The organism is Corynebacterium sp. 2571A (genome assembly GCF_055700935.1).
Genome location: NZ_JASTTE010000003.1, coordinates 130,899 through 152,010, shown reverse-complemented (window position 1 = coordinate 152,010; position 21,112 = coordinate 130,899). Strand labels below are relative to the sequence as shown.

Here is a 21,112-nt window from a genome sequence, read left to right as displayed (position 1 = left end):
GGTTAGAAATGCCCGATAGGTTAAATATTACCGTCCGCGGAAATCCCGGCGAACAAGTCGTTTTCCGGCAGCGACGTGGACACCCGCGTGCGCGCCAGCTCGAATTCCTCGGTCGGCCAGTATTTCTGCTGCACTGCAACCGGGGTGGCAAGAAAAGCGCCGGCCGGGTCAATCTGCGTCGCGTGCGCCCGCAGGGCGGCCTCGCGGTTGGCAAAGTACTCACTACATTCTACCTGCGTGGTAACCCTGGCCATAATATCGCCGAAGCCCTCGTCCCAGCGCGCCATCATGGGCGCGTAAGGGCTGGTCTTGCCTTCCTTCAGCAGCATCTCGTGGAAGATCTTCATGCGCTGGTAGATAAACCCGTGAGAATAGTACAGCTTCAGCGGCTCCCAGGCCTCGCCGCGCTCCGGACGGTAGTCCGGATCCCCGGCCTTTTCCCACGCGATCATCGATGCCCGGTGCACCATCAGGTGGTCCGGGTGCGGGTAGCCGCCGTTCTCGTCGTAGGTGACGATGACGTGCGGGCGGAAGGATCGGATGACGCGGACGAATTCCGCTGCCACGACGGCATCGTCCAGCGCGGCGAAGCAGCCTTCCGGCAGCAGCGCCTGGATGTCCTCGGTCCACGGGTCCCCGGGCAGCCCGGAGTCGACGTGCCCGAGCCAGTGGTGCTTGACCCCCAGCGCCTGGGCGGCGGCGGCCATTTCCTCGCGGCGGACCTGCTTCATCCGCTCCTTGATACCCGGCTTGTCCATAGCCGGGTTGATGATGTCGCCGCGCTCGCCACCCGTACAGGTGAGCACCAGCACCTCGTCGCCTTCGGCGGCGTACTTGGCGGTGGTGGCCGCGCCCTTGGATGATTCGTCATCCGGGTGGGCGTGAATAGCTAACAGACGCAATCCAGTCACGTGCTAAAACATCCTCAATCGTAGTTTTACCGTCGGGCTCGGCGCCAAAGAGTAGTCCCCGCCCGCGCGGGGCGGTGCTGCGGTCCGGCTGAGCCTATGCGGATCCATCCTAAGCGATGGCGGCGAATTCCCGAACGCCGACCAGTCTGACTAGACTGTGCCTCATGAGTTCCGGAGGAGACCAGCGCGCCCCGCGTGGGGCATCGGCAGCACGGCCCACGAGCACGGACCTGTCGGCCCGCTACGGCGGCACCCGCACCCGCACCGCCCCGAAGGATTTCACAGGCAAGGCAATCGCCCTGGTCATTGCGGCTATCGTGCTTGCTATGATCTTCTACGGCGTGCAGTATTTCATGCAGCAGGAAAAGGTCAACGCGGAAATCTCCTACGTCACCCACGAGATTCGGGACGATCACACCCTGCGCGTGTGGGCCGATGTGACCCGCAATTCGCCGGATGAGGCCGCCTACTGCATCGTCCAAGCCTACGACTACTCCAAGGCCGAGGTCGGCCGACGCGAGATCCCCATCCCCGCCAACGGCGAGGAAAGCATGCGCATCGCAGTCGATATCCCGACCAACGACCGCGCCGTCGCCGGCGGCGTCTACGGCTGCTCGAGCCAAATCCCGGCCTACCTCGACGTCGACAATCCCGAATACGCCGAATAACCTCGGCATCCCCGCCGCCGTCCCACCGCCACCCCACCATCGCCGCGGCACGGTTCCGGCATGTACCCAGCTTCGCTCGGCCCGGGGCCGACCTTGGCCCCAGTCTTGGGGGACGCGCGCTTAAGCGCGCTGGCCGCTGTGCTAAAATTCGGGACGCTACGTGGGTCGACCGCGCCTTATTCTTTGTCACCGGCCGGCCCCACCATTATTCCACCGGCCAGGCAATGGCGCGGTGAACAATCTGAGATGAATTTAGGGAAGGTGCACCATGGCTGAACAGCAAAAGCAGTACATCACGCCGGAAACCAAGGCCAAGCTGGAGGCAGAGCTCCAGGAGCTTATCGATCACCGCCCCGTCGTTGCTGCCGAGATCAACGAGCGCCGCGAAGAGGGCGACCTCAAGGAAAACGCCGGCTACGACGCCGCGCGTGAGATGCAGGACCAGGAAGAGGCCCGCATCAAGCAGATCTCCGAGGTCCTGGCCAACTCCACCACGGAGCGCTCCGGCGTCGAGGAGGGCGTGGCCCACATTGGTTCCGTGGTGCACGTGTACTACAACGGCGACGAGGACGACAAGGAAACCTTCCTGATCGGTACCCGCGCTGCCGCCTCTGACAACAAGGACCTGGAGACCTACTCTGAGCAGTCCCCGCTGGGCGCTGCCATCCTGGGAGCCCACGAGGGTGAGACCCGCGAGTACACCGCTCCGAGCGGCAAGACCAATTCGGTCACCATCCTGTCGGCCAAGCCGTATGATTCTGCTAAGGCCGCTACCCCGCGCCAGCAGTCTTAATCCACGCTTCTGCGATTCCCCTAATTCAGAAAAGAGCACTCCCCATGAAGAAGTTTTCCCGCCTCGCCACTGCCGGCCTCGCCGTAGTCTCCGCCCTGGGCTTGGCCGCCTGCCACCCGCCGCACGAGAACCCCTCCGAGGAGAAGATCGACAACGCCTCGACCTTCACCGACCGGGCTGAGCCGTCCAGCTCCGCCGCCGAGTCCGGCGCGGGCTCTGCCGCGAGCACCACCGCTGAGCCGACCTCGGCTCAGCCCTCCTTGGCCGCGGCCGGTGCGCCTCGCCACCTGACTTGCGAGTCCATCGCCGTCGCTGAGCCGAATTCCATCACCCTGGATTGTGAGGATGCCACCGACTCCGTGACCGACATCGAGTGGACCGAGTGGGACAACGACTCCGCCCGCGGCACCGGCACCCGCGCCGGCGGCGCCAACACCGAAGAGGTCGAGGTCGTCCTCTCCAAGCCCGCCGAGTCCCCGCAGGGCCTGACCTTCACTGAGATCACCGTTGACGGTGAAGTAGTCGGCGAGAACTAATCGCCCGAAACAGATATCACCGCCCCGCCGGAGCATCCAAGCACTCCGGCGGGGCGGTTTTTCGTGCCCAAATAGGGCCCCCAATAGGGCCCCCAAATAGGCCCTAGTCCTCGCGGACCCACGCCCCGATGACCCCGGGGACGACCGCCGGCCGCTGCCCCAGCAGTGCCCGCCGGTTCGGGTCCTTTTCGACCTCGGTGATGACCGCGCGCACCGCCCGGGACGAGTCCTTGGTGCCGTTTCCGCCGCGGTGCATGCCCATCATCGGCGCCATCCCGCGGCCGATGCCACCGGAGCGAGCATTCTGCGACGCCCCCGCCGCGGCCTTGTTGGCCTGCTGCGCCGGGCTCTGCCCATAAGAGCTACCGGCGCCCGCACCGGCCCCGGCACCCGCGCCCAAGCCACTACCTGCCGGACCCGGCACTGCCCCTCCCGGGACACCGGGCAGACCGGCCGCTCCCGGCAGCCCACCGCGCAAGGCACCGCGCGCGCCCGCTGCCCCATTGCCGGCCGCGCCCGGCGCCGCCGACGTCATCCCGCCGAAAGCGCTGCCCGGCAGGAACGCCGCCCCGCGGTTGCCTCCCGCCAGGCCTTGGCCCGCGCCGGCACCAGTCCGACCGGCCCCGGGCGCACCGGCCCACGCCCCGGCCGGGGTGACAGTCCCCGGCGCGCCTGACAGGCCACCGGCCGGCATCGCCGCGCCACCTGCTGCCGATGCACCCGGCGTCACCGCACCCGACGCAATCGGCGCGGCCACGTTCGCCGCCTGCGTCATCATCTGATCCCCGCGCAGCGCCGATTCCCCGGCCGGAATGAGCCCCTGGTCGGCCAGCCACTGACCGCCCCGCTGGACGGCGTCGCGCATCTCCTGCCGCGTCGCCGGATCCAAGCCCACGCCGTCGACCGCACTAATCTGCCCGTCGGCGACCTCGAAGGACCCCGGGCCCACGCCTGGGCGGTTCATCAGCTCCTGGATCTGCCGTGGCAGGGTCACTCCCTCCGTGGAATAGCGCTGCCCGTTGCCGTCCACGGCGCCCATGCCCAGCTGCAAATCCCCGCCACCGCTGGCCGGCGCCTGGTCCATTAGGCTGCGCTGGATCGGCATGGACTGCAGCACAATATTCTGCAAAATGCCCTGATGCTTCATCAGCAGCGCCTGTTCCACCGCCTTCCGCGCCGCCGGATCCGGGATGGCCAGAAGCTTGCCCCAATCCGCTGACGCCACCACCTGGTCGGCTTGCAGCCCTCCCAGCATGTTGGAGTTTTTCCCCGCCATCACCGTCGCATTAGCCGCGAACTGGCGACCCGTGGCCGCGACCTCCCGAATCTTGGCCGCCGCCCGGTCCGTGGTCTCCGATTGGTTTCGCGATTGCAACTGCCCGGCCAGCGCTTCCATCTCAGTCGAAATACCATTGACCCGCGACGCGAACTGCTGCCAGCGGTGAATCGTGTTGCTAATGCGCCCCATATTCGTAAACAGGAAGCCTTGCACCAGCCCGAACAACGACGAGCCCGTATTCACCACCGGCGGCACAAAACTAAACGGGCTGTATCCCGGCTCCGGCTGGTTCACAATTGGCATCACCGACTGACTCACCGCCCCGCCGGCATCCGCAATATCCAGCCCATGCGCATTCGCATCTTCCTGCTGCTCGAAGCCCTGAGCCTCATCCCCCAGCACTGAGGCCATCCAGCCCAACTGGCCAGCAAACTTCTCCAACGTACTAAACGCCGACGCCGGGTCCATATGCACCGCCCGGCCGTGAATATCCCCCGTGCGGTCAACACCAGTAATTGGCGAGAAGCCGAAGTCTAAGACGTCGAAACCGAATCCGGCTAGTTTTCGCGCTTCAATTTCCAGGCTGGAGAGGTTTTCAGATGCTGACGTTAAATCTGCAATTTCTAATCTAAGCATCGTCACCAGCCAACTTCTTAATGTCTGAAACTGCACCTTCGCAACTGTTGGAAGGTTCCCCTTCGACCAGAAAGGCTTTCCCTAACATAACTACTCCCCCGGTGGTTTCTAAATAGGCTTTACATGTACTCACGGCTTTATGGTCTTCTGCGTACGTAAGAATTCCTTCAACCTCACCGTTGACCCTGGAAATCTCAACGAGGTCCTCGGCCGTCATCTGGAAAGACGTGATGGTAATCAATGCATCCGGACCGTCCCCCTGTGCAAACTGGCAGATGGTGTGTCCGGAAAGGTCGTAGGGCCGGCCAAGGCCAGCGGCTTCGAATTCTTCTACCGTTATTTCTGAACAAGGCTGAAAAAGCTCAAACCCAAAGTCCATGACATCCGGCTTCCCTAACGGGGGAAGCAAGGACTTCGTGGACTCAGGGTTTGAGCTGTGGGGTTCTGCTTCAGATGCAACATCCGCGGGCTCGGACGCCGCCCCCTCGGCACCAACGGTGTTGTGCTTATCGTCAGCAGTAAGCTCCGAACCAGTTTCAGAGAAACCGATCCCGGAGCAACCCCCGGCGAGAAAGGCCGCGGCTACTGCCACGCTGCTCAGTACCTTTCTAACCACGTGTTCCCCCGATCTATCTGCGTGCCCCACCTCAACGAGTGAGACCGCCACCCCAGCAACAAAAGCTACCCCGAGCTTGGCTTTCATTACCGGGGCGAAGCACTTGGAAGCCCCTTTTCGGTTCTCCCTCGTGCCCCTTAGCGGCGGCCTCGGTACCTAGTGTGCATGAACATCAAAGTTTTGTCTTCCCGAGCCGTCAAACTATTTCTTCCAACCGTCGCTCCCGGATTCGGCCAAATAACCCAATTAACAGAAAGTTGACAGCGTAGGTGCAGGCCATTCGCGGTTTAAAAGCTGCATGAAAGTGACCCACTTCATTTTTGCCCCAACTGAAACTTGAAGGAATGGGTGTACCCGGAATTACATATTTGCGATAAGCCTACCGGCAATTCTGGCCTTCTCTCGCAGCTCACGACGTCGTGCCAACCGGCCCGGCGTTAGCAACCTGTCTACTCTCTGTAGGTTTAGCGAATCCGCTTGACGGAACGCCGCCAACGTGGCCACCACCAGATCCATCTCCCCAGCCCCGCATTCGCCCGATGAACCCTTCGCGCTCACCGGAACAGACGATCTGCACGCTTTCCCTCTCCCGGTGACCGCAAAGGGCGCACACGGCTGCCTAGAAGCCCGACGGTCCCTGCGCGATCACCGGGAGCACTGCGGGATGCAGATTGGCCCCGCCCGTGACCGCAAAGGGCACACGTAGCTGCCCAGCGCCCGATGAACCCTTCGCGCTCACCGGAACAGACGATCTGTGTAATTTCCCTCTCCCCGTGACCGCGAAGGGAGCGGGTGAGCCGCAGACCGGTAAAAACGGTCAAGTCACGGGGTGGCGTGCGCTAGATATGCAAAACCGCCCCTCCCCTGAAGGGGAAAGGCGGTAGGCAGAAAGCTTGGTGCGAGCTAGCGGTTCTGGAAGTAGCTCAGCAGGCGCAGGATCTCGGTGTAGAGCCAGACCAGGGTGACGGCCAGGCCGAGGGCCACGCCCCAGGCGTGGGATGCCGGAGCGTTGGCGCGGATGAGGCGGTCGGCCAGGTCGAAATCATTCATGAAGGACAGGGCAGCCAGCACGATGCAGACGATGGAGAAGATGATCGCCAGGGTGCCGCCGTCGCGCAGCGGGTTGTTGCCGGTGAACAGGGCCAGCAGCAGGTTACCGATGACCAACACGAAGACGCCGATAATGGCGCCGGAGACGATCTTGCGGAAACGCGGGGTCACCTTGACGGCGCCGGTCTTGTAGACGAAGAGCATGCCCAGGAAGACACCGACGGTGCCCAGGATGGCCTGGCCGATCAGGGCGCCGGCATCGGAACCGCCCACGGTGAAGTAGCCGGAGATCAGCAGGGAGAACCCGCCGATGAACAGGCCCTCAAATGCCGCGTAGATAAGGGTGACGACTGCGGAGTCCCACTTCTTACCGAAGGTGGCGACCAGGACGGTCACGAATCCACCGATGCCGCCGACCAGCGTCAGGATCATCGACAGCGAAGCGTCACCGGTAACCACGGCGATCCCGAAGTTGACTACCGCGAGGGCGATGATGACGCCGAGCGTAATACCCGTCTTGGTGACGACGTCATCGACGGTCATCGGGCGCTCAGGAGCCTGGCCGTAAGCCTGCGGATCGTTGTAGCCGTTCGAAGATTGCTGCTCCGAGGTGGCAAGCGTGTTCATGACCGGGTTGCTACTGCGCAAGGGAATCCCGCTTCCTTTCCTTTTTCTTGGGAATATGACTAGGGGTCTAGGGTCTGGTCACTAGTGTCAACGCGTCGCGTTTCCAGAAAGTTCCCACTCTGTTGACTTATACCCAAAATTCTAGTTTGCCGGTGGCTCCGGGGGCGTACCGCCGCCTTCACCCGGACCGCCTTCACCCGCGCCACCTCCGCCGGGTCCACCCTGGCCCGGGCCATTGCCGCCGGCAGGAGCTTGTCCGCCGGTCGCCTTGTCGGTGATGTCGACGGGAACGTCGATCTCCAACTGATAGCCAGCGGTTTGTGATCCGGATACCGCAGGGGTCTGCGCGTCCCAGCCGTCGGAGAAGACGTTGTCGGTCTCCAGGGTGATGTTGTTGAGGTTGTCGGCCGAGCCAGCGTAAACGCTGTCGCTGTAGCAGGCACGGGCGACCTCTTCCGGCACGACAATCTGCGAGGTCAGCACGGAATTGGAGGCATCGGTGATTTCGTCAATGCTGGTGAATACCTCGAAATGGATGTGCGGCCAACGCCCGCTGTAACAGCCGGGGACGATGGAATCGAAAGTCACGCTGCCGTTGTCGTCAGTGACCTGGACACCGCGCAGCCAGGTTTGGTCCGTCACGCCGTCGGAGTACATGGAGTACTCCCCCTCACCGTTGCAATGCCAGACGTAGACTGCGGCACCGGCCAGCGGCTGGTTGTCGTTGGCGATGTCGATGAGGTTCATCGTCAGCGTCATCGGCACGCCGTCCACCGAGCCGTTGCCATCGACGGAAGTGGTCAGGTCACGGCGTTCGACGCCGCTTTCGTCCAGGATGTCGGGGCCATTGGAGCCGTCGCCGGGGTACGGCCCCGCGGTTTCGTTGTTCAACTCGGACAGTTCTTGGCCGGCGTACTTCGCGGCGGCGTTGGCGTTCGTAGTCGTTGAGGCTGACGATGCCGCACTGCTCGAGGCCGTGCTCGTCCCGCCGGGGCTGCAGGCGGCCAGGGCGGCCGCGCCGGCACCGATGCCGAAAAGTCCCAAGACCCGGCGTCGGCTCACCATCGTGCGCATGTCGAATGCGAGTCCCTGATCTTCGATGTCGTCACCCGGGCGATCAAGCCGGCGACCTTCAAAATAGCGATCTTGTGTGCTCATGACTTCAACCCTAAAGCGCAATCTTGTGCGCTCCCCGGACAATAACGGATAGGTTCCCGTGCGGTTGCGGGGAAGTTCCCGGACAGTTACTGGATAATACCTACATACATTTCTGAGTCTGCAGCCTCAGGGTTTGCCTAGCGTTTACCTCGTTGTCGAGCTCCGGCTACCGCGGGCATTTAAAGTATTGTCTGCTCTTTTCTCTCTGTCCCAATAAGAAAGGAACCCTACCCATGTCCGCAGTTTCCCGCCGTCGTTGGCTCCCGGCTACCGTCGCCGCCACGATGACCTTCAGTGCCTTGTCCGTGCCCACCGCCCTGGCGCAGGAGACGCCTCAGTCCCCTGTCGTTATCAATGAGGTGGAGTCCAACGGCGACCCGGTCGGTGACTGGGTTGAGCTGGCTAATACCGACGAAGTGAATTCGGTAGACATCAGCGGCTGGTCCATCCTCGATGATGATGACGACCACACCCCGATCGTCTTCCCGGAGGGCACCGAGATTGAATCCGGTGGTTACTTCAGCTTCTACACCGACCTGGAGGACGACGGCTTCGGCCTGGGCGGCAACGACTCGGTCCGGCTCTACGATGCCGACGGCCAGCTCGTCGAGGAGACCACCTGGGAAGGCCACGCTGCCACCACCTGGGGCCGCGTTCCGGACATGACCGGCGAGTTCTCCGTCACCGGTGAGCCGACCCGCGATGCCGCGAATATCGCCGAGGGCGAGACCGAACCGGTCGCCGACGCGGAGTGGCCCTTCGATCCGCAGACCATCAAGGATGTTGACCTGGGCGAGGAGTTTTCCGTCGAGGACTTCTCCGGCATCGACTTCGACGCCGATGGCCGCGCCTGGGTGGTCAACAACGACGAGGGCGGCCTGCTGGCCCTCGACTACGACGTTGAGAGCGGTAATTACACCGTCGCCGGTCAATGGAAACTGAAGTACCCGGACGGCAGCGGCCTGCCGGACGCCGAAGGTATTACCGTGGCCGAGGATGGCACCCTTTACGTCGCGACCGAGCGCGACAACGCCTCCAAGAATGTCTCCCGCCCGTCCGTGCTGCACTTCGCTGCCCCGACCAGCGAGGGCGGCGACCTGGCCGCCGAGCAAGAATGGAACCTCGCCGAGTTCACCGGCGACATCGGCGCTAATTCCGGCCTAGAGGCTGTCTCCGCTCTGGGCGGCGGCGAGTTTGCCGTCGGCGTTGAGGCTAACGGCGAGGTCCTCTTCGTCGACCTGTCCGGCGAGGCCCCGGTCCTGAAACAGCGCCACCGCTCCCCGTTCGAGGGCGTCATGGCACTGGACTACGACGCGGAATCCGGCGTCCTGCGCGCCCTGTGCGACGAGGTCTGCGAAGGCGCGTCCATCGAACTGACCAAGGCCGATGGCGAGTGGAAGGCCACCTCCGAAATCCAGGCCCGCCCGGCCGAAATGGACAACGTGGCCAACGAGGGTTTCGCCACGCACACCTTTGCCGGCGAGTGCACCGACGGCAAGCAGGAAGAAACCACCGTCTTCCTCTGGGCCGATGACGGCGTGACCGAAGGCATTCCTTTCCGCGCTGCGGAAAACACCCGCACCGCCGACTGCGACACCAACAACGGCCAGGACGACGAGCAGCCGTCCCAGTCCTCCGGTTCCTCGGCCTCCTCCGCGTCTTCAGCCTCTTCCCTTTCCTCCCTGGGTGGCTCTAGCGTCGGCGGAATCCTGGCGGCCGTGGTCGGCATCATCACCGTCGTGGGCGGCACGCTGGCTTTCTCCAAGGCGCTGCCGCAGCAGCTGCTCGAACTGGTGCCCGCCGAGGTTCGCCAGTTCCTGGGCTAAGCCACTCCGGCCCGCCTCGACCGCGCATCCAGCCGGGCGCTGGAGGGCATTAGACAGACAAAAAGACCAGCCATCAGGCTGGTCTTTTTCGTATTCTATGGCTCCCGCAGACCCTGTTTCTAAGGTCTCTCGGTTGCTTTCCTAGGTCTTGCTAGCCGCGGACTTGTGGGCCTTGGGCTTTAAGCCGGTTCGGCGCTCTCCACGGTCTTGACTTCGCCGTGGTCTTCCGGCTTGCGCAGGAACAGCGCGGCGATGACCGCTACCACAAGCAGGCCGCCGCAGACCATGAAGGCGGTGGCGGCGCCGTCGCCCTGGGCTGCACGCGTTCCCCCTCCGGCGCCGGCAACGTGGCCGAAGATGGCAATCATCACGGCGATGCCCGCCGCGCCGGCAAGCTGAAGCAGCGTGTTGAGGATAGCCGAGCCGTGCGAGTAGATCTCGGAGGGCAGCGAAGACAGCGCGGTGGTAATCAGCGGGGTCAGAGACAGCGCCATGGCGACGCCGAAGATGGTGTACTGCACCACCAGGAGCCAGACCGGGGATTCCTCATTGACCGTGCCCATCCAGAGCAGCGCGGCCGCGCCGATCATGGTGCCGGGTACGACCAGCGGGCGGGGGCCGACGCGGTCGTAGAAGGCGCCGGCGATGGGAGAAAGAACCGTCTCCACGAGACCGCCCGGCAGGGAGGCCAGGCCGGCGACCAACGCGGTGGTCAGCAGCGCGCCCTGGAGGTAGATCGGCAGGGTGTTGGCCATACCCAGCATCGCGGCCTGGAAGAGCACGATGACGATGATGGCGACGACGAAGTTCTTGACCGTCAGCGGGGTCAGATCCAGCAGCGCGCGGCCGCTCGGGGCCAGGGCGAGCTGGCGCCAGATGAACAGGGCGAGGCCGACAACGCCGGCGATGGACACGCCGATGACCACGCCGGCACCGTCGCCGCCATCAATGAGCACGCCCACTGAGGACAGGCCGTAGACCAAGCCGCCGAAGGCGACGGCGGACAGCACCACGGAGAGGACATCGAGCGGGGCGCGCTTGAGTTCGCTGACGTTCCGCAGCTTCCAGGCGGCGAAGGCGGCGGCCACGGCGACGAGGGCAGCCATGATCCAGAAGGTGGTGTGCCAGGTCGACACCGACATGACCGCGCCGGCAAACGTCGGGCCCAGGGCCGGGCCGACGGCCATGACGATAGCAATAACGCCCATGACGGTGCCGCGCACCTTCGGCGGCACGACGGTCATGACGACGGTCATCTGCAGCGGCAGGAGGATGGCGGTGCCGACAGCCTGGAGGACACGCCCGCCGAGCAGGATCGCGAACGTCGGGGAAAAGGCCGCCACGGCGGAGCCGATGAGGAAGGAGCCCACCGCGCAGAAGTACACGGAGCGCGTGGTGAAGCGATCCAGGATCCAGCCGGTCATCGGCATCATGATGGCCATGGTCAGCAGCACGCCGGTCAGCAGCCACTGCGCGACCGCGGAGGTGACCTCAAATTCGGTCATGATGGCCGGCAGCGCCACCGACAGCGCCGTCTCATTGAGCAGCATCACAAACGTGGTCAGTGCGAGCACCGAAATGATGAGCGTGGTCTCCCCCGACAGGGAGCGCGAACGCGAATCGGGCGTGGCCATCCGGCAACCTCCTGGAAAAACAAATTAAAAAGGGCCGCACGCCCCTGACAAGGGACGGGCGGCATAAACGTGATAAGTCAACAATGCTGGACATGTGCGGCGCTGTCAACTTGAAAGAGCAGTCAGCGGGTCCAGCGGCTTCCCGACCTGCAAAACTTCGACGCGCAGGGGCACCCACCACGGTTCGAGCCCCGGCTCTGGCGACGGGCTCAGCTAGGCGCTATTGGCTCGCCTGGACGGATGCTAGGGCCGTTGCCCCATCGAGAATCGACACTTTTTTTGGCACATTTTGGACACTAAACGGGCTTTTCGTGGTGTCGGCAAAGTGTTTTCGCTGGTAGTGGTGCCCCCAGTGGGACTCGAACCCACACTGAATTGATTTTAAGTCAACTGCCTCTGCCGATTGGGCTATAGGGGCTTGTGCAACTCTATTGAGTCTAATTCACAACCGGCCCGGGGTGAAAACTGGGTAGTCAGTCTCCCCGGGCCGGTTGCTCTGAACCACAGCCCTAGCTTTCCATGCCGTCGACGAGGCCGGCGATGATGCCGTCCAGGATGTCTTTTTCGGAGACGACGAAGGAGCGGGCATCGTTGTGCTCTTCGATGAGATTCATGATGCCTTCGACCGCCACCGAGCCGCCGCCGATGACGTCGGCGCGTCCCGGGTGGATGACGGGGTTGAGGGCGCGTTCATCGGCCGGGGTGTGCATGAGCTGGTCTAGGAGTACGCGCAGGGCATCGAAACGCAGCTCGGTGCCGTGGATGGCGTCCGCGTCGTACCGCTCCAGCCCCTGGGCCAGCGCCGACAGGGTAGTGAACGTGCCGGCGCAGCCAACGAAGGTCCGGGCCTTGTCCACGTTGACCAGTTGGGAGACTTCCTTCATCTTCTCAGCGACGAAGTCCTTGGCGATTTCGATCTCCGTGTCCGATGGCGGGTCGGAGGGCATGATGCGCTCGGTGATGCGCACGCAGCCCATCTGCGCGGAGTGGGAGCTGTCGATGGTGCCGTCTTCCTCGCCCACGATGAATTCCGTCGAGCCGCCGCCCAGGTCGATGACGCAGAACGGGGCGCGCTCCGGGGCCAGGTCGCTCACCGCGCCGTTGAAGGACAGCCGCGCCTCCTCTTCCCCGGTGATGACCTCCGCGCAGGCCCCGGGTTCGATCTCCCCGAGGAGCTCCGCGGTCAGATCGAAAAACTCCTGCTGGTTCTTCGCGTCCCGCGTTGCCGAGGTGGCGACCATACGGACTTTCTTGACCTGTTCGAATTTCATCTGTTGGACGAATTGCTCGAGCGCATCGCGGGCGCGGCCCAGCGCCTCCTGCGAGATTTCCCCGGTCGCGTCCACGCCCTTGCCCAGGCGGATGATTTCCATGGTCCGGGTGACGTCCTTGACCTTGCCGCCAGGCTGCACGTCGGAGATGAGCAGGCGGATGGAGTTGGTGCCACAGTCGATTGCTGCTACGCGAGTCATGCTGGTGTCTAGTCCTTAGTCGAGTTGCTCGAGCGGAGAAATGAGGAGGTAATAAGCCTGGTTTAGGTATTCGAGAAGTCGAACTGATCCATGTCGATGCCAAGTTCGGCCACGCTCGGCCAGTCGGCGGGAATGGCGCTGCCGCGCAGCTGGCCGTGCTCGGCGGCGAGCGCCACGGCCTCGGCTCCTAGGCGGAAGTGCTGCGGGCCTTCGGCCAGCGCGTAGGCGATCAAAACGTGCAGGCACTTGACGCGGTCGGGCATCCCGCCGCCGGAAAAATTCGTGCCCAGGTCGGCAATCTTGTTGCGCTCGGCCAGGTAGTGCTCGTGGGCGGCGCGGTAGTCGCGGGCCAAGTCAGCATCGTCAGCCAGGCGCGCTTCCATCCACTTCATGACGTGGGCGACCTCGAGACGAGAAGCCTCTGCGGTCAGGCGGGGATCCGTCAGGTAGTACAGCGTGGGAAACGGGGTGCCATCCTCCAGTTTGGGGGCGGTCTTGATGACGGCGGGTTGGCCGTCCGGGGTGTAGTAGGAAACTTCCAGCACACCCCGCGGAGTCCGGCCCAGTTGCTGGCCGACGGTGGCGAGGTCCTTATCTGTCACGGTCATAGACGCTATTGTCTCACGAACACCCCACCGGCGTGAGCGCGGGGCGCTACTGCGGCGCGTAATCCGCGCCCTGGTCCACCGGATCCGGCTGCTCCGGAGAGTTGTGGGACTCCTCAATGGCCTCCTCCACGGCCGAAGAGACCGGGCCCTCGGAAGTCTCGTCCCGGTTCTCCCCCGTGTCCTTCGGCCCGCCGGAGACCACCGAACGCGGCTCGTCGCCTTCGGAGAGCGAGTCCCAGAGAACGGCGTACCACGGCTGGCTCTCCTCGACGGCGTCCTTGCCGGTGGTCACCGAGTGATCCGGGCTCATGTGCGGGTCCAGGATGCGGTAGGCGGTCTCCCCCGGCTCAATAACACCCAGGCGCCGGCGGGCTTCCTGCTTGACGAAGTCCTCGTCCCGGTAGTGGTCAATTTCTTCCTGCAGCTGCGCCTTCTCGGCTTCCTTCGCGGCAATCGACTCGTTGAGCCGCGCGATCTCGGAGCGCCCCTGGTAGAAGTTGCGCAGCGGCACGGCGATGGCAGCTAGGACCACCACCAGCACGGCGACGATGACGGTAAAGCCGGCGACATCCAGGCGGTCCGGCTTCCGCTTAGCCTTCGGGCGCGGGCGCGCAGACCGGCCGGAGCGCCCCGCAGAGCGCGACGCGACCGGTACGGTGGTGCGCCGCTTGCTGGGGGTTTTCTTCTCGCGTGCCATATAGGCCACTATCCTAGCGTGGCCGCCCCGTCACGCAGCGGCGGCGCGGCGGGGCGGATGTTAAAAAAGAGGCGCCACCGCACACACCTGGCGGTGACGCCGCAGCAAGTTTCGGCCCCGGGAAAACCCGGGGCCGAAATTCTAGTTGCAGGTGCGCTTAGCCGTTGAAGCGCGGGAAGGCGGAGCGGCCGGCGTAGACGGCGGCGTCGCCGAGCTCCTGCTCAATGCGCAGCAGCTGGTTGTACTTCGCCACGCGCTCGGAGCGGGCCGGGGCGCCGGTCTTGATCTGGCCGCAGCCCAGGGCGACGGCCAGGTCGGCGATGGTGGTGTCCTCGGTCTCGCCGGAGCGGTGGGACATCATGGTGCGGTAGCCGTTGCGGTGGGCCAGGTCCACGGCGTCGAAGGTCTCGGTCAGGGTACCGATCTGGTTGACCTTGACCAGCAGGGCGTTGGCGGCCTTCTTGTCGATGCCCTCCTGTAGGCGGGCCGGGTTGGTGACGAAGAAGTCGTCGCCCACGATCTGGACCTTGTCGCCGATGGCGGCGGTCAGGGCGGTGTAGCCCTCCCAGTCGTCTTCCTGCAGCGGATCCTCGATGGAGACGATCGGGTATGCGTCGATGAGCTCCTCGTAGACCTTGGACATCTCCTCCGCGGTGTGCTCGCCGCCCTCGAAGTGGTACTTGCCGTCCTGGTAGAACTCAGAGGAGGCAACGTCGAGGGCCAGGGCGATGTCCTTGCCCGGGGTGAAGCCGGCCTTCTCGATGGCCTCCACGATGACGTCGAGGGCCTCCTTGGTGGAGCCGACGGACGGGGCGAAACCGCCCTCGTCGCCCAGGCCGGTGGAAAGGCCCTTGTCCTTCAGGACGGCCTTGAGGGCGTGGTAGACCTCAGCGCCGCCGCGCAGGGCCTCGGCGAAGGAGTCGAAGCCCAGCGGGGCGATCATAAATTCCTGGACGTCCACGCCGGAATCCGCGTGGGCGCCGCCGTTGAGGATGTTCATCATCGGCACCGGCAGGACGTGCGCGTTCGGGCCGCCAACGTAGCGGTACAGCGGCAGCGCAGCGGACTCGGCGGCAGCCTTGGCGGCAGCGATGGACACGCCCAGGATAGCGTTCGCACCCAGGCGGGACTTGTTCTCCGTGCCGTCCAAGTCAATCATGGCCTGGTCGATCAGGCGCTGGTCGTCAGCCACGAAGCCGGCCAGCTCATCAGCGATCTCCTCGTTGACATTCTCGACCGCCTTGGTCACGCCCTTGCCCAGGTAACGGTCGTCGCCGTCGCGCAGCTCGTGGGCCTCGTGGACACCGGTGGAAGCACCGGACGGAACACCGGCAAGCCCGTGGGCACCGTCATCCAGGAAAACTTCCGCCTCCACGGTCGGGTTGCCGCGGGAATCCAGGATTTCGCGTGCGAATACGTGCAGGATATCGGCCATGCTAGAAATTCACTCCTCTAGAGGTTAGATGTGGGCGCGCCCCCAAAACACGGGACGCCTACCTAGCTTCCATTTTTACCGAAAACTTGCCCGCGGCGTGGTTATATTCGCCAAGCCGGGCGCCCGCCCTAGCTGGTGGCCGGCTGGCCGACGGCGTAAGAATTGGCCGCAGCGGCGACTTTCCGCACGTATTCCCCGGATTGGTTGTAGGCGAGCACGCCGTCAACCCACCCCTGTTCGTGCGAAAGGTCACGTCCGTCCAAGCACAACAGTTTCGCCGCCCCGGCCGCGGCGTCGTCGATCTGGTTCGGGTCCGGGTGCCCGTCCCCGTTGGCGTCCACCCCGACGCGTTTCCAGGACTCGGGGATGAACTGCATGGGCCCGACTGCCCGGTCGTACTCGGTATCCCCGTCGAATTCGCCGTTGTCCGTGTCCGGGATCTCCGCCGTGTTGTTGGTCCCGTCCAGGCTGATGCCGACGATGGGTGGCTGCGGGTAGCCGTTGTCATCCAGCGAGGAGGGCTTGAACCAGTTTCCCGAGTAGGTCCCGTGCCGGGTCTCCACGTAGCCGATGCCGGCCAGGGTGTTCCAGCGCAGGTTGCAGCCCGGCCAGGAGTCCCGGGCGATAAGCTCCGCGTTGCCGTAGGCGCGCAGCGCTTGGGCCGGGATCCCGGTCTGCTCGGATAGGTCTTGGGCCCAGTAGGTCAGCTTGTCCGCGGTGCGGCCCGGCGCGTGGACGTTGATCTCGGCAACCTCTGCCGGGGCTTCCGGCGGGACGTTCTCCGGCACCGGGTCGAGTTTCCGCACGGGCGACGGCGCACCCAGGAAGGACAGCGACCAGCCCACCAGCGCGACGACCAGCACGATTGCGAGGACCGCGGCGCAGCCGCATCCCCGTCCTACCATCTTGCCCGTCCGTTGAGTCACGGGGTCATATCCTACCGGCCCGGTATTGCCCGGGGCGAACCGCGACATGAGGAGGTTTCCCGCGGCGGAAACGGTCACAAGTTTGCAACATTTGTCACTCTTTTAACTTCTGTCACACGTTTTCGGCTATGTTCTATCTGGGCTTCTATCAGGCCTCTCTACGAGATTTAACCGGCCAACAACCGGAAGCCGGCCCCGCCCCACCCCGATCTCTCCCTCTTAGACACAAGGACTTAACCATCATGCGTTCTCGCCTGACCGCCGCCGCAGCCGCGGCCGCCACCGCTTTGACCCTAGCCCTGGCCCCTGCCGCCCAGGCCGCCCCGTCGATCCTGGATCTGGGCTCCCAGCTCATCAAGGGCGCCGACTGCAACACCCTGCGCACCACCCTGCGCGCTATCGATGCCACCACCTCCGGCGAGCTGCTGACGCCGGCAACCACCCGCAACCAGCTCTCGCGCAACCTGCGCGAGCTCAACCCCAACGGCCAGACGCTGTCGCCCATCCAGCTGGCTGCCACCAAATTCGCCGGCGAAACCGCGGACCGCGCCCTGGAGTGCGGCATCGTCAAGCAGGACACCCTGCTCACCGGCGGCACCGGCCTGTCCTCCCAGCTGGGCGACTACCTCCCGATGCTGTCTTCCACCCTGCGCCAGGGCGCCTAAGCAGAACCGCCGGAGTAGCTAGGAACGGCGGCTGCGGGCCTTGCCCTCCTGCCAAAGGCGCTCCTGCTCTTCGCTGGGTACGACCGCGCGCGTGCCGTCGAAGAGGTAGGGGCTGCGCTGGCGCATCTTGTTCACAAAGCTGGCCGCCACGTCCGCGAACTCGAAAGCACCCCGGCGGCTGGCGATTTCGGCGTGGAAGAGCACTTGCAGGAAGACGTCGCCTAGCTCGGCGCAGAGCTCGGACTCGCTCGATCCGGAGCGCACCGCCTCGGCGAACTCGGCGGATTCTTCCTCCAGGTACGGCAGGAGGCTGGTGTGCGTCTGCGCGCTCTCCCACTCCCCGATGTGCAAGGCCCGGGTCATCACGCGCTGCGCCTGGCCGACTGGGTCCTGGCGCGACTCGGCCTCGATGAGCGCTTCGCCCGCCGCGAGCCGGCGCTGGACCTCCGGATCATCCTCATCGGTGGTCACGAGCACGCCCTCGGGCGATTCCCCGGCGATCAGATCGGAGAAATTCCACCGCACCTTCACGGGAACTTCGCTGGTGAAAGACACCGGGCCGGAAAGCCGGCCATGCGCCTGCATGGGGATCAGGGTGGGCCAACGTTCATCGAGCAGCAGGACAGTCATAGACCCCGAGTATAGGGGGTCGCCTTCGCTGAATTCCCTTGCGGGCGGTATACACGATAGTTTTAACGGGTGACTAATCAAGATTCCCCGGTGGTGGCAGCGACGGGCCGCTCCCACTCCGTGACGCTATGGACGCTGGTAGCGCTCATTATTGGCTCCACGGTGGGCGCGGGCATCTTCTCCCTGCCGCAAAACATCGCCTCCGTGGCCGGCCCGGGCGCCATGCTCATCGGCTGGCTCATCGCCGGCGTCGGCATGCTGTCCGTCGCCTTCGTCTTCCAGATCCTGGCGCACCGCAAGCCCAACCTCGACTCCGGCGTGTATTCCTACGTGCGCGCCGGCCTGGGTGATTTCATCGGTTTTACCTCCGGCTGGGGCTACTGGCTGGGTTCGGTCATGGCGCAGGTCGGCTACGCCACCCTCTTCTTCAACACCGTCGGCCACTACATCCCGTTCTTCAACGCGGATCACCAGTGGACCTCCGCCCTGGCCGTCTCGGCCATGACGTGGCTCATCTTCGCCGTTCTGGCCCGCGGCATCCAGCAGGCCGCCTTCATGAACCTGGTGACCACCGTGGCCAAGCTGGTCCCCATCCTGGCCTTCATCGTCTTGGTCGCCTTCCTCGGGTTCAGCTGGGACAAGTTCACCTTCGATTTCTGGGGCCGGGCCTCTGAGGCCAGCCTGTTCGAGCAGGTCCAGGGCATCATGCTCTTTACCGTCTGGGTCTTCATCGGCGTGGAGGGCGCGTCCGTCTACTCCAAGCAGGCCCGCACGCGCGGCGACGTCGGCCGTGCGACTGTGGTGGGCTTCTTCTCCGTCCTCGCGCTGCTGGTCTCCGTGTCCACGCTGTCCTTCGGCGTGCTGAGCCAGGAAGAGCTCGCCGCGCTGCCGGATAACTCCATGGCCTCGGTGCTTAGCGCCGTGGTCGGCCCGTGGGGCGGCGCGCTCATCTCCTTAGGCCTGTGCCTGTCGGTGCTGGGCGCCTACGTCTCCTGGCAGATGCTGTGCGCTGAGCCCATCGTGATGATGGCTATCGATGGGCTTATCCCCCGCCGGATCGGCACCGTCAACGTGGCCGGCGCCCCGTGGGTCGCGCAGCTGATTTCCACCTCGGTCATCCAGGTCTTCATCATCATCTTCTACCTGAATGAGACCTCCTACAACGCCATGGTGCAGCTGGCCACCATCATGTACCTCTTGCCCTATATCTTCTCCGCGTTCTACCTGCTCCTGCTCACGGTGCGCGGCAAGGGCTTGAACCACCCGCACGCCGGCGTGCGCTTTGATATTTCCGGGCCTAAGGTCAGCCGCCGGGACAACCGCCGCCACTTCGCCATAGCGTTGGTCGCCTTCATCTACTCGGTCTGGCTCATCTACGCCGCCGATCCCGTCTACGTGCTCCTAGGCGCCTTGGCCGTCATCCCGGGAATGATTCCTTACGTCGGCACCCGCCTGTACAAGCGCGAGCGCGTCTTCAACGCCTTCGAGTGGGGTGTGGTCGCCATCGTGACCCTCGGCGCCGTCATCGCCATCTGGGGACTTTCCACCGGCTCCCTCAGCCTCAGCTAGCAGCGCCACTTTAAAGACCACACGGCCCAGGCACGCGGACAAGCCCGGTTGCTCTCAATGCAGCAACCGGGCTTGCTCTTTAAAAGCTCTCACCTGCCAGCTAGCAGCTACCGATCAGGGGCGGTGGCCAGCGCTGGCGCGGCTAGTAGCGGATGACGCGTCGACCGTCCACGCCGCCGTTGATGAGGCCGTCGAAGACGTCGTTGACGTCGTCCAGCTTGACCTCGGTGACGGTCGGCTGGATCTTGCCGCGGGCGTAGAAGTCCAGCGCCTCTTCCAGATCCTGACGGGTACCGACCAAGGAGCCGCGGATGGTCAGGCCCTTGAAGACGATGTCGAAGATCGGCGCCGGGAAGTCTCCCGGGGGCAGACCGTTGAAGACGATGGTGCCGCCCTTGCGCGCCATGCCGATGGCCTGGCCGAAGGCCTGCGGGTGGACCGCGGTCACCAGCACACCGTGGGCGCCGCCCTTGGTGTATTCCTCCACGGCCTGGGCCGGGTCCTGGTCCTTGGCATTGACGGCGAACTCCGCGCCGTGCTGCTTGGCGAGCTCCAGCTTGTCGTCGGCGATATCCACGGCGATAACGCGCATGCCCATAGCCACGGCGTACTGGACGGCCACGTGGCCCAAGCCGCCGATGCCGGAAATCACCATGAACTGGCCCGGCTTGGTCTCTGCTTCCTTCAAGCCCTTGTAGACCGTCACGCCGGCGCACAGGATGGGGGCCACCTCAATGGGGTCGGCCCCTTCCGGGATACGCGCGCAGTAGCGGGTATCGACCAGCATGTACTGGCCGAAGGAACCGTCGACGGTGTAGCCGCCGTATTCGGCCTCGTTACACAGGGTCTCGCGGCCGGTGCGGCAGTATTCGCAGGTGCCACACGCGGACCAGAGCCAGACGTTGCCCACGATGTCGCCTACCTCGACGTCGTGCTCGCCCGGTCCCAGCTTGATGACCTCGCCGACGCCCTCGTGGCCGGGCACGAAGGGCGGTTCCGGCTTGACGGGCCAGTCCCCGCCCGCGGCGTGGACGTCGGTGTGGCAGATGCCCGAGGCGATGTTCTTGACCAGCGCTTGGTTGCGGCCGGGCTCCGGCAGGTCAATGTCCTCGAGGTTGAGCCGGGGGCCGAATTCTTCGACGACCGCGGCACGGAATTGTTCAGACATGGCGGTTGGTTCCTTTCTACGTTGCTCACTGCCCCAGGCGGACCACTTGAACAAGTCACCCGTGGCTTCTTCGGTGGGGGTAACACGTACTGGCGCAAGTGCCGTAACCAGCAGCGTAGAAGTGGCGAAGGGACCACGCTAGGGCCTTACCCCACGTGCGAAACCTGCAATGAACAGCGTTAACACGACGCGGCGCACACCCGTCCAG

General features: G+C 64.5%; 19 protein-coding genes and 1 tRNA gene. 6 read left to right on the top strand and 14 right to left on the bottom strand.

All coding sequences use genetic code 11. The features are described 5' to 3' along the window. Nucleotides 1-20: 20 nt before the first annotated feature. The gene (gene mca / locus QQS53_RS07135) at nucleotides 21-911 is read right to left on the bottom strand and encodes a mycothiol conjugate amidase Mca (RefSeq protein WP_472775184.1); all 891 of its coding nucleotides are present in this window, start codon (nucleotides 909-911) and stop codon (nucleotides 21-23) included. Between the two features lie 164 nt (nucleotides 912-1,075). On the opposite strand from mca, the gene QQS53_RS07130 reads away from it, so the two are divergent. From QQS53_RS07130 to QQS53_RS07120, 3 genes are all read left to right on the top strand, one after another. Then, entirely contained in the window at nucleotides 1,076-1,579 is a 504-nt protein-coding gene (locus QQS53_RS07130) for a DUF4307 domain-containing protein (protein WP_472775183.1), read from the top strand. 268 nt (nucleotides 1,580-1,847) lie between these two features. After that, nucleotides 1,848-2,372 carry a transcription elongation factor GreA gene (greA, locus tag QQS53_RS07125; RefSeq protein WP_368519551.1) on the top strand — a complete coding sequence of 175 codons (525 nt, stop codon included), beginning with the start codon at nucleotides 1,848-1,850 and terminating at the stop codon, nucleotides 2,370-2,372. A 44-nt stretch (nucleotides 2,373-2,416) separates the two neighbouring features. Then, nucleotides 2,417-2,908, top strand: a complete 492-nt coding sequence (locus QQS53_RS07120) for a hypothetical protein (protein ID WP_472775182.1) — start codon at nucleotides 2,417-2,419, stop codon at nucleotides 2,906-2,908. Nucleotides 2,909-3,011: 103 nt separating this feature from the next. Here QQS53_RS07120 and QQS53_RS07115 read toward each other — a convergent pair whose 3' ends face one another. The 4 genes from QQS53_RS07115 to QQS53_RS07100 form a co-directional block, all read right to left on the bottom strand. Continuing rightward, nucleotides 3,012-4,823: a hypothetical protein gene (locus QQS53_RS07115; RefSeq protein ID WP_472775181.1), complete on the bottom strand. Its 1,812-nt coding sequence runs from the start codon at nucleotides 4,821-4,823 to the stop codon at nucleotides 3,012-3,014. Further along, the gene (locus QQS53_RS07110; RefSeq protein WP_472775180.1) at nucleotides 4,816-5,415 is read right to left on the bottom strand and encodes a hypothetical protein; all 600 of its coding nucleotides are present in this window, start codon (nucleotides 5,413-5,415) and stop codon (nucleotides 4,816-4,818) included. Before QQS53_RS07110 ends, QQS53_RS07115 begins: the two co-directional genes overlap by 8 nt. Before the next feature lie 927 nt (nucleotides 5,416-6,342). After that, nucleotides 6,343-7,137, bottom strand: coding sequence for a Bax inhibitor-1/YccA family protein (locus QQS53_RS07105; protein WP_472775179.1), 795 nt, complete (start codon nucleotides 7,135-7,137; stop codon nucleotides 6,343-6,345). A gap of 120 nt (nucleotides 7,138-7,257) precedes the next feature. Then, nucleotides 7,258-8,274 carry a dioxygenase family protein gene (locus QQS53_RS07100; protein WP_472775178.1) on the bottom strand — a complete coding sequence of 339 codons (1,017 nt, stop codon included), beginning with the start codon at nucleotides 8,272-8,274 and terminating at the stop codon, nucleotides 7,258-7,260. Nucleotides 8,275-8,507: 233 nt separating this feature from the next. On the opposite strand from QQS53_RS07100, the gene QQS53_RS07095 reads away from it, so the two are divergent. Further along, nucleotides 8,508-10,100: an esterase-like activity of phytase family protein gene (locus tag QQS53_RS07095; protein ID WP_472775177.1), complete on the top strand. Its 1,593-nt coding sequence runs from the start codon at nucleotides 8,508-8,510 to the stop codon at nucleotides 10,098-10,100. Nucleotides 10,101-10,279: 179 nt separating this feature from the next. Here the strand turns inward: QQS53_RS07095 and QQS53_RS07090 are convergent, their stop codons facing one another. The 7 genes from QQS53_RS07090 to QQS53_RS07060 all read right to left on the bottom strand — a co-directional run bounded on the left by QQS53_RS07090 (nucleotide 10,280) and on the right by QQS53_RS07060 (nucleotide 16,851). Then, complete coding sequence (locus QQS53_RS07090) at nucleotides 10,280-11,734, bottom strand: DHA2 family efflux MFS transporter permease subunit (RefSeq protein WP_472775176.1); 1,455 nt, start codon at nucleotides 11,732-11,734, stop codon at nucleotides 10,280-10,282. A 341-nt stretch (nucleotides 11,735-12,075) separates the two neighbouring features. After that, nucleotides 12,076-12,152: transfer RNA gene (locus tag QQS53_RS07085), tRNA-Leu, on the bottom strand. Nucleotides 12,153-12,243: 91 nt separating this feature from the next. Continuing rightward, nucleotides 12,244-13,206 carry a Ppx/GppA phosphatase family protein gene (locus QQS53_RS07080; RefSeq protein WP_472775175.1) on the bottom strand — a complete coding sequence of 321 codons (963 nt, stop codon included), beginning with the start codon at nucleotides 13,204-13,206 and terminating at the stop codon, nucleotides 12,244-12,246. Nucleotides 13,207-13,268: 62 nt separating this feature from the next. After that, nucleotides 13,269-13,814: a DUF501 domain-containing protein gene (locus QQS53_RS07075; protein ID WP_472775174.1), complete on the bottom strand. Its 546-nt coding sequence runs from the start codon at nucleotides 13,812-13,814 to the stop codon at nucleotides 13,269-13,271. Nucleotides 13,815-13,860: 46 nt separating this feature from the next. Further along, nucleotides 13,861-14,511, bottom strand: coding sequence for a septum formation initiator family protein (locus tag QQS53_RS07070; RefSeq protein WP_472775173.1), 651 nt, complete (start codon nucleotides 14,509-14,511; stop codon nucleotides 13,861-13,863). Between the two features lie 157 nt (nucleotides 14,512-14,668). Next, entirely contained in the window at nucleotides 14,669-15,946 is a 1,278-nt protein-coding gene (gene eno, locus QQS53_RS07065) for a phosphopyruvate hydratase (protein ID WP_472775172.1), read from the bottom strand. Between the two features lie 128 nt (nucleotides 15,947-16,074). Then, on the bottom strand, nucleotides 16,075-16,851 hold the full coding sequence (locus tag QQS53_RS07060) for a lytic transglycosylase domain-containing protein (RefSeq protein ID WP_472775456.1): 777 nt from the start codon (nucleotides 16,849-16,851) through the stop codon (nucleotides 16,075-16,077). Between the two features lie 263 nt (nucleotides 16,852-17,114). Here QQS53_RS07060 and QQS53_RS07055 point away from each other — a divergent pair, with 263 nt between their 5' ends. Then, nucleotides 17,115-17,537: a hypothetical protein gene (locus QQS53_RS07055; RefSeq protein ID WP_472775171.1), complete on the top strand. Its 423-nt coding sequence runs from the start codon at nucleotides 17,115-17,117 to the stop codon at nucleotides 17,535-17,537. An 18-nt stretch (nucleotides 17,538-17,555) separates the two neighbouring features. Here QQS53_RS07055 and QQS53_RS07050 read toward each other — a convergent pair whose 3' ends face one another. Next, entirely contained in the window at nucleotides 17,556-18,167 is a 612-nt protein-coding gene (locus QQS53_RS07050; protein WP_472775170.1) for a MazG nucleotide pyrophosphohydrolase domain-containing protein, read from the bottom strand. Between the two features lie 69 nt (nucleotides 18,168-18,236). On the opposite strand from QQS53_RS07050, the gene QQS53_RS07045 reads away from it, so the two are divergent. Continuing rightward, entirely contained in the window at nucleotides 18,237-19,736 is a 1,500-nt protein-coding gene (locus tag QQS53_RS07045; protein ID WP_472775169.1) for an amino acid permease, read from the top strand. Nucleotides 19,737-19,878: 142 nt separating this feature from the next. On the opposite strand, the gene adhP is transcribed toward QQS53_RS07045, so the two are convergent. Then, nucleotides 19,879-20,904 carry an alcohol dehydrogenase AdhP gene (gene adhP, locus QQS53_RS07040; protein ID WP_472775168.1) on the bottom strand — a complete coding sequence of 342 codons (1,026 nt, stop codon included), beginning with the start codon at nucleotides 20,902-20,904 and terminating at the stop codon, nucleotides 19,879-19,881. Nucleotides 20,905-21,112: the final 208 nt, after the last annotated feature.

What these genes read in the sequence shown, in the direction of transcription:
- QQS53_RS07130 (WP_472775183.1), top strand. Translation starts at nt 1,076, where the DNA reads ATGAGTTCCGGAGGAGACCAGCGCGCCCCGCGTGGGGCATCGGCAGCA.
- greA (WP_368519551.1), top strand. Translation starts at nt 1,848, where the DNA reads ATGGCTGAACAGCAAAAGCAGTACATCACGCCGGAAACCAAGGCCAAG.
- QQS53_RS07120 (WP_472775182.1), top strand. Translation starts at nt 2,417, where the DNA reads ATGAAGAAGTTTTCCCGCCTCGCCACTGCCGGCCTCGCCGTAGTCTCC.
- QQS53_RS07115 (WP_472775181.1), bottom strand. Translation starts at nt 4,823, where the DNA reads ATGCTTAGATTAGAAATTGCAGATTTAACGTCAGCATCTGAAAACCTC.
- QQS53_RS07100 (WP_472775178.1), bottom strand. Translation starts at nt 8,274, where the DNA reads ATGAGCACACAAGATCGCTATTTTGAAGGTCGCCGGCTTGATCGCCCG.
- QQS53_RS07095 (WP_472775177.1), top strand. Translation starts at nt 8,508, where the DNA reads ATGTCCGCAGTTTCCCGCCGTCGTTGGCTCCCGGCTACCGTCGCCGCC.
- QQS53_RS07090 (WP_472775176.1), bottom strand. Translation starts at nt 11,734, where the DNA reads ATGGCCACGCCCGATTCGCGTTCGCGCTCCCTGTCGGGGGAGACCACG.
- QQS53_RS07080 (WP_472775175.1), bottom strand. Translation starts at nt 13,206, where the DNA reads ATGACTCGCGTAGCAGCAATCGACTGTGGCACCAACTCCATCCGCCTG.
- QQS53_RS07075 (WP_472775174.1), bottom strand. Translation starts at nt 13,814, where the DNA reads ATGACCGTGACAGATAAGGACCTCGCCACCGTCGGCCAGCAACTGGGC.
- QQS53_RS07070 (WP_472775173.1), bottom strand. Translation starts at nt 14,511, where the DNA reads ATGGCACGCGAGAAGAAAACCCCCAGCAAGCGGCGCACCACCGTACCG.
- eno (WP_472775172.1), bottom strand. Translation starts at nt 15,946, where the DNA reads ATGGCCGATATCCTGCACGTATTCGCACGCGAAATCCTGGATTCCCGC.
- QQS53_RS07060 (WP_472775456.1), bottom strand. Translation starts at nt 16,851, where the DNA reads ATGGTAGGACGGGGATGCGGCTGCGCCGCGGTCCTCGCAATCGTGCTG.
- QQS53_RS07055 (WP_472775171.1), top strand. Translation starts at nt 17,115, where the DNA reads ATGCGTTCTCGCCTGACCGCCGCCGCAGCCGCGGCCGCCACCGCTTTG.
- QQS53_RS07050 (WP_472775170.1), bottom strand. Translation starts at nt 18,167, where the DNA reads ATGACTGTCCTGCTGCTCGATGAACGTTGGCCCACCCTGATCCCCATG.
- adhP (WP_472775168.1), bottom strand. Translation starts at nt 20,904, where the DNA reads ATGTCTGAACAATTCCGTGCCGCGGTCGTCGAAGAATTCGGCCCCCGG.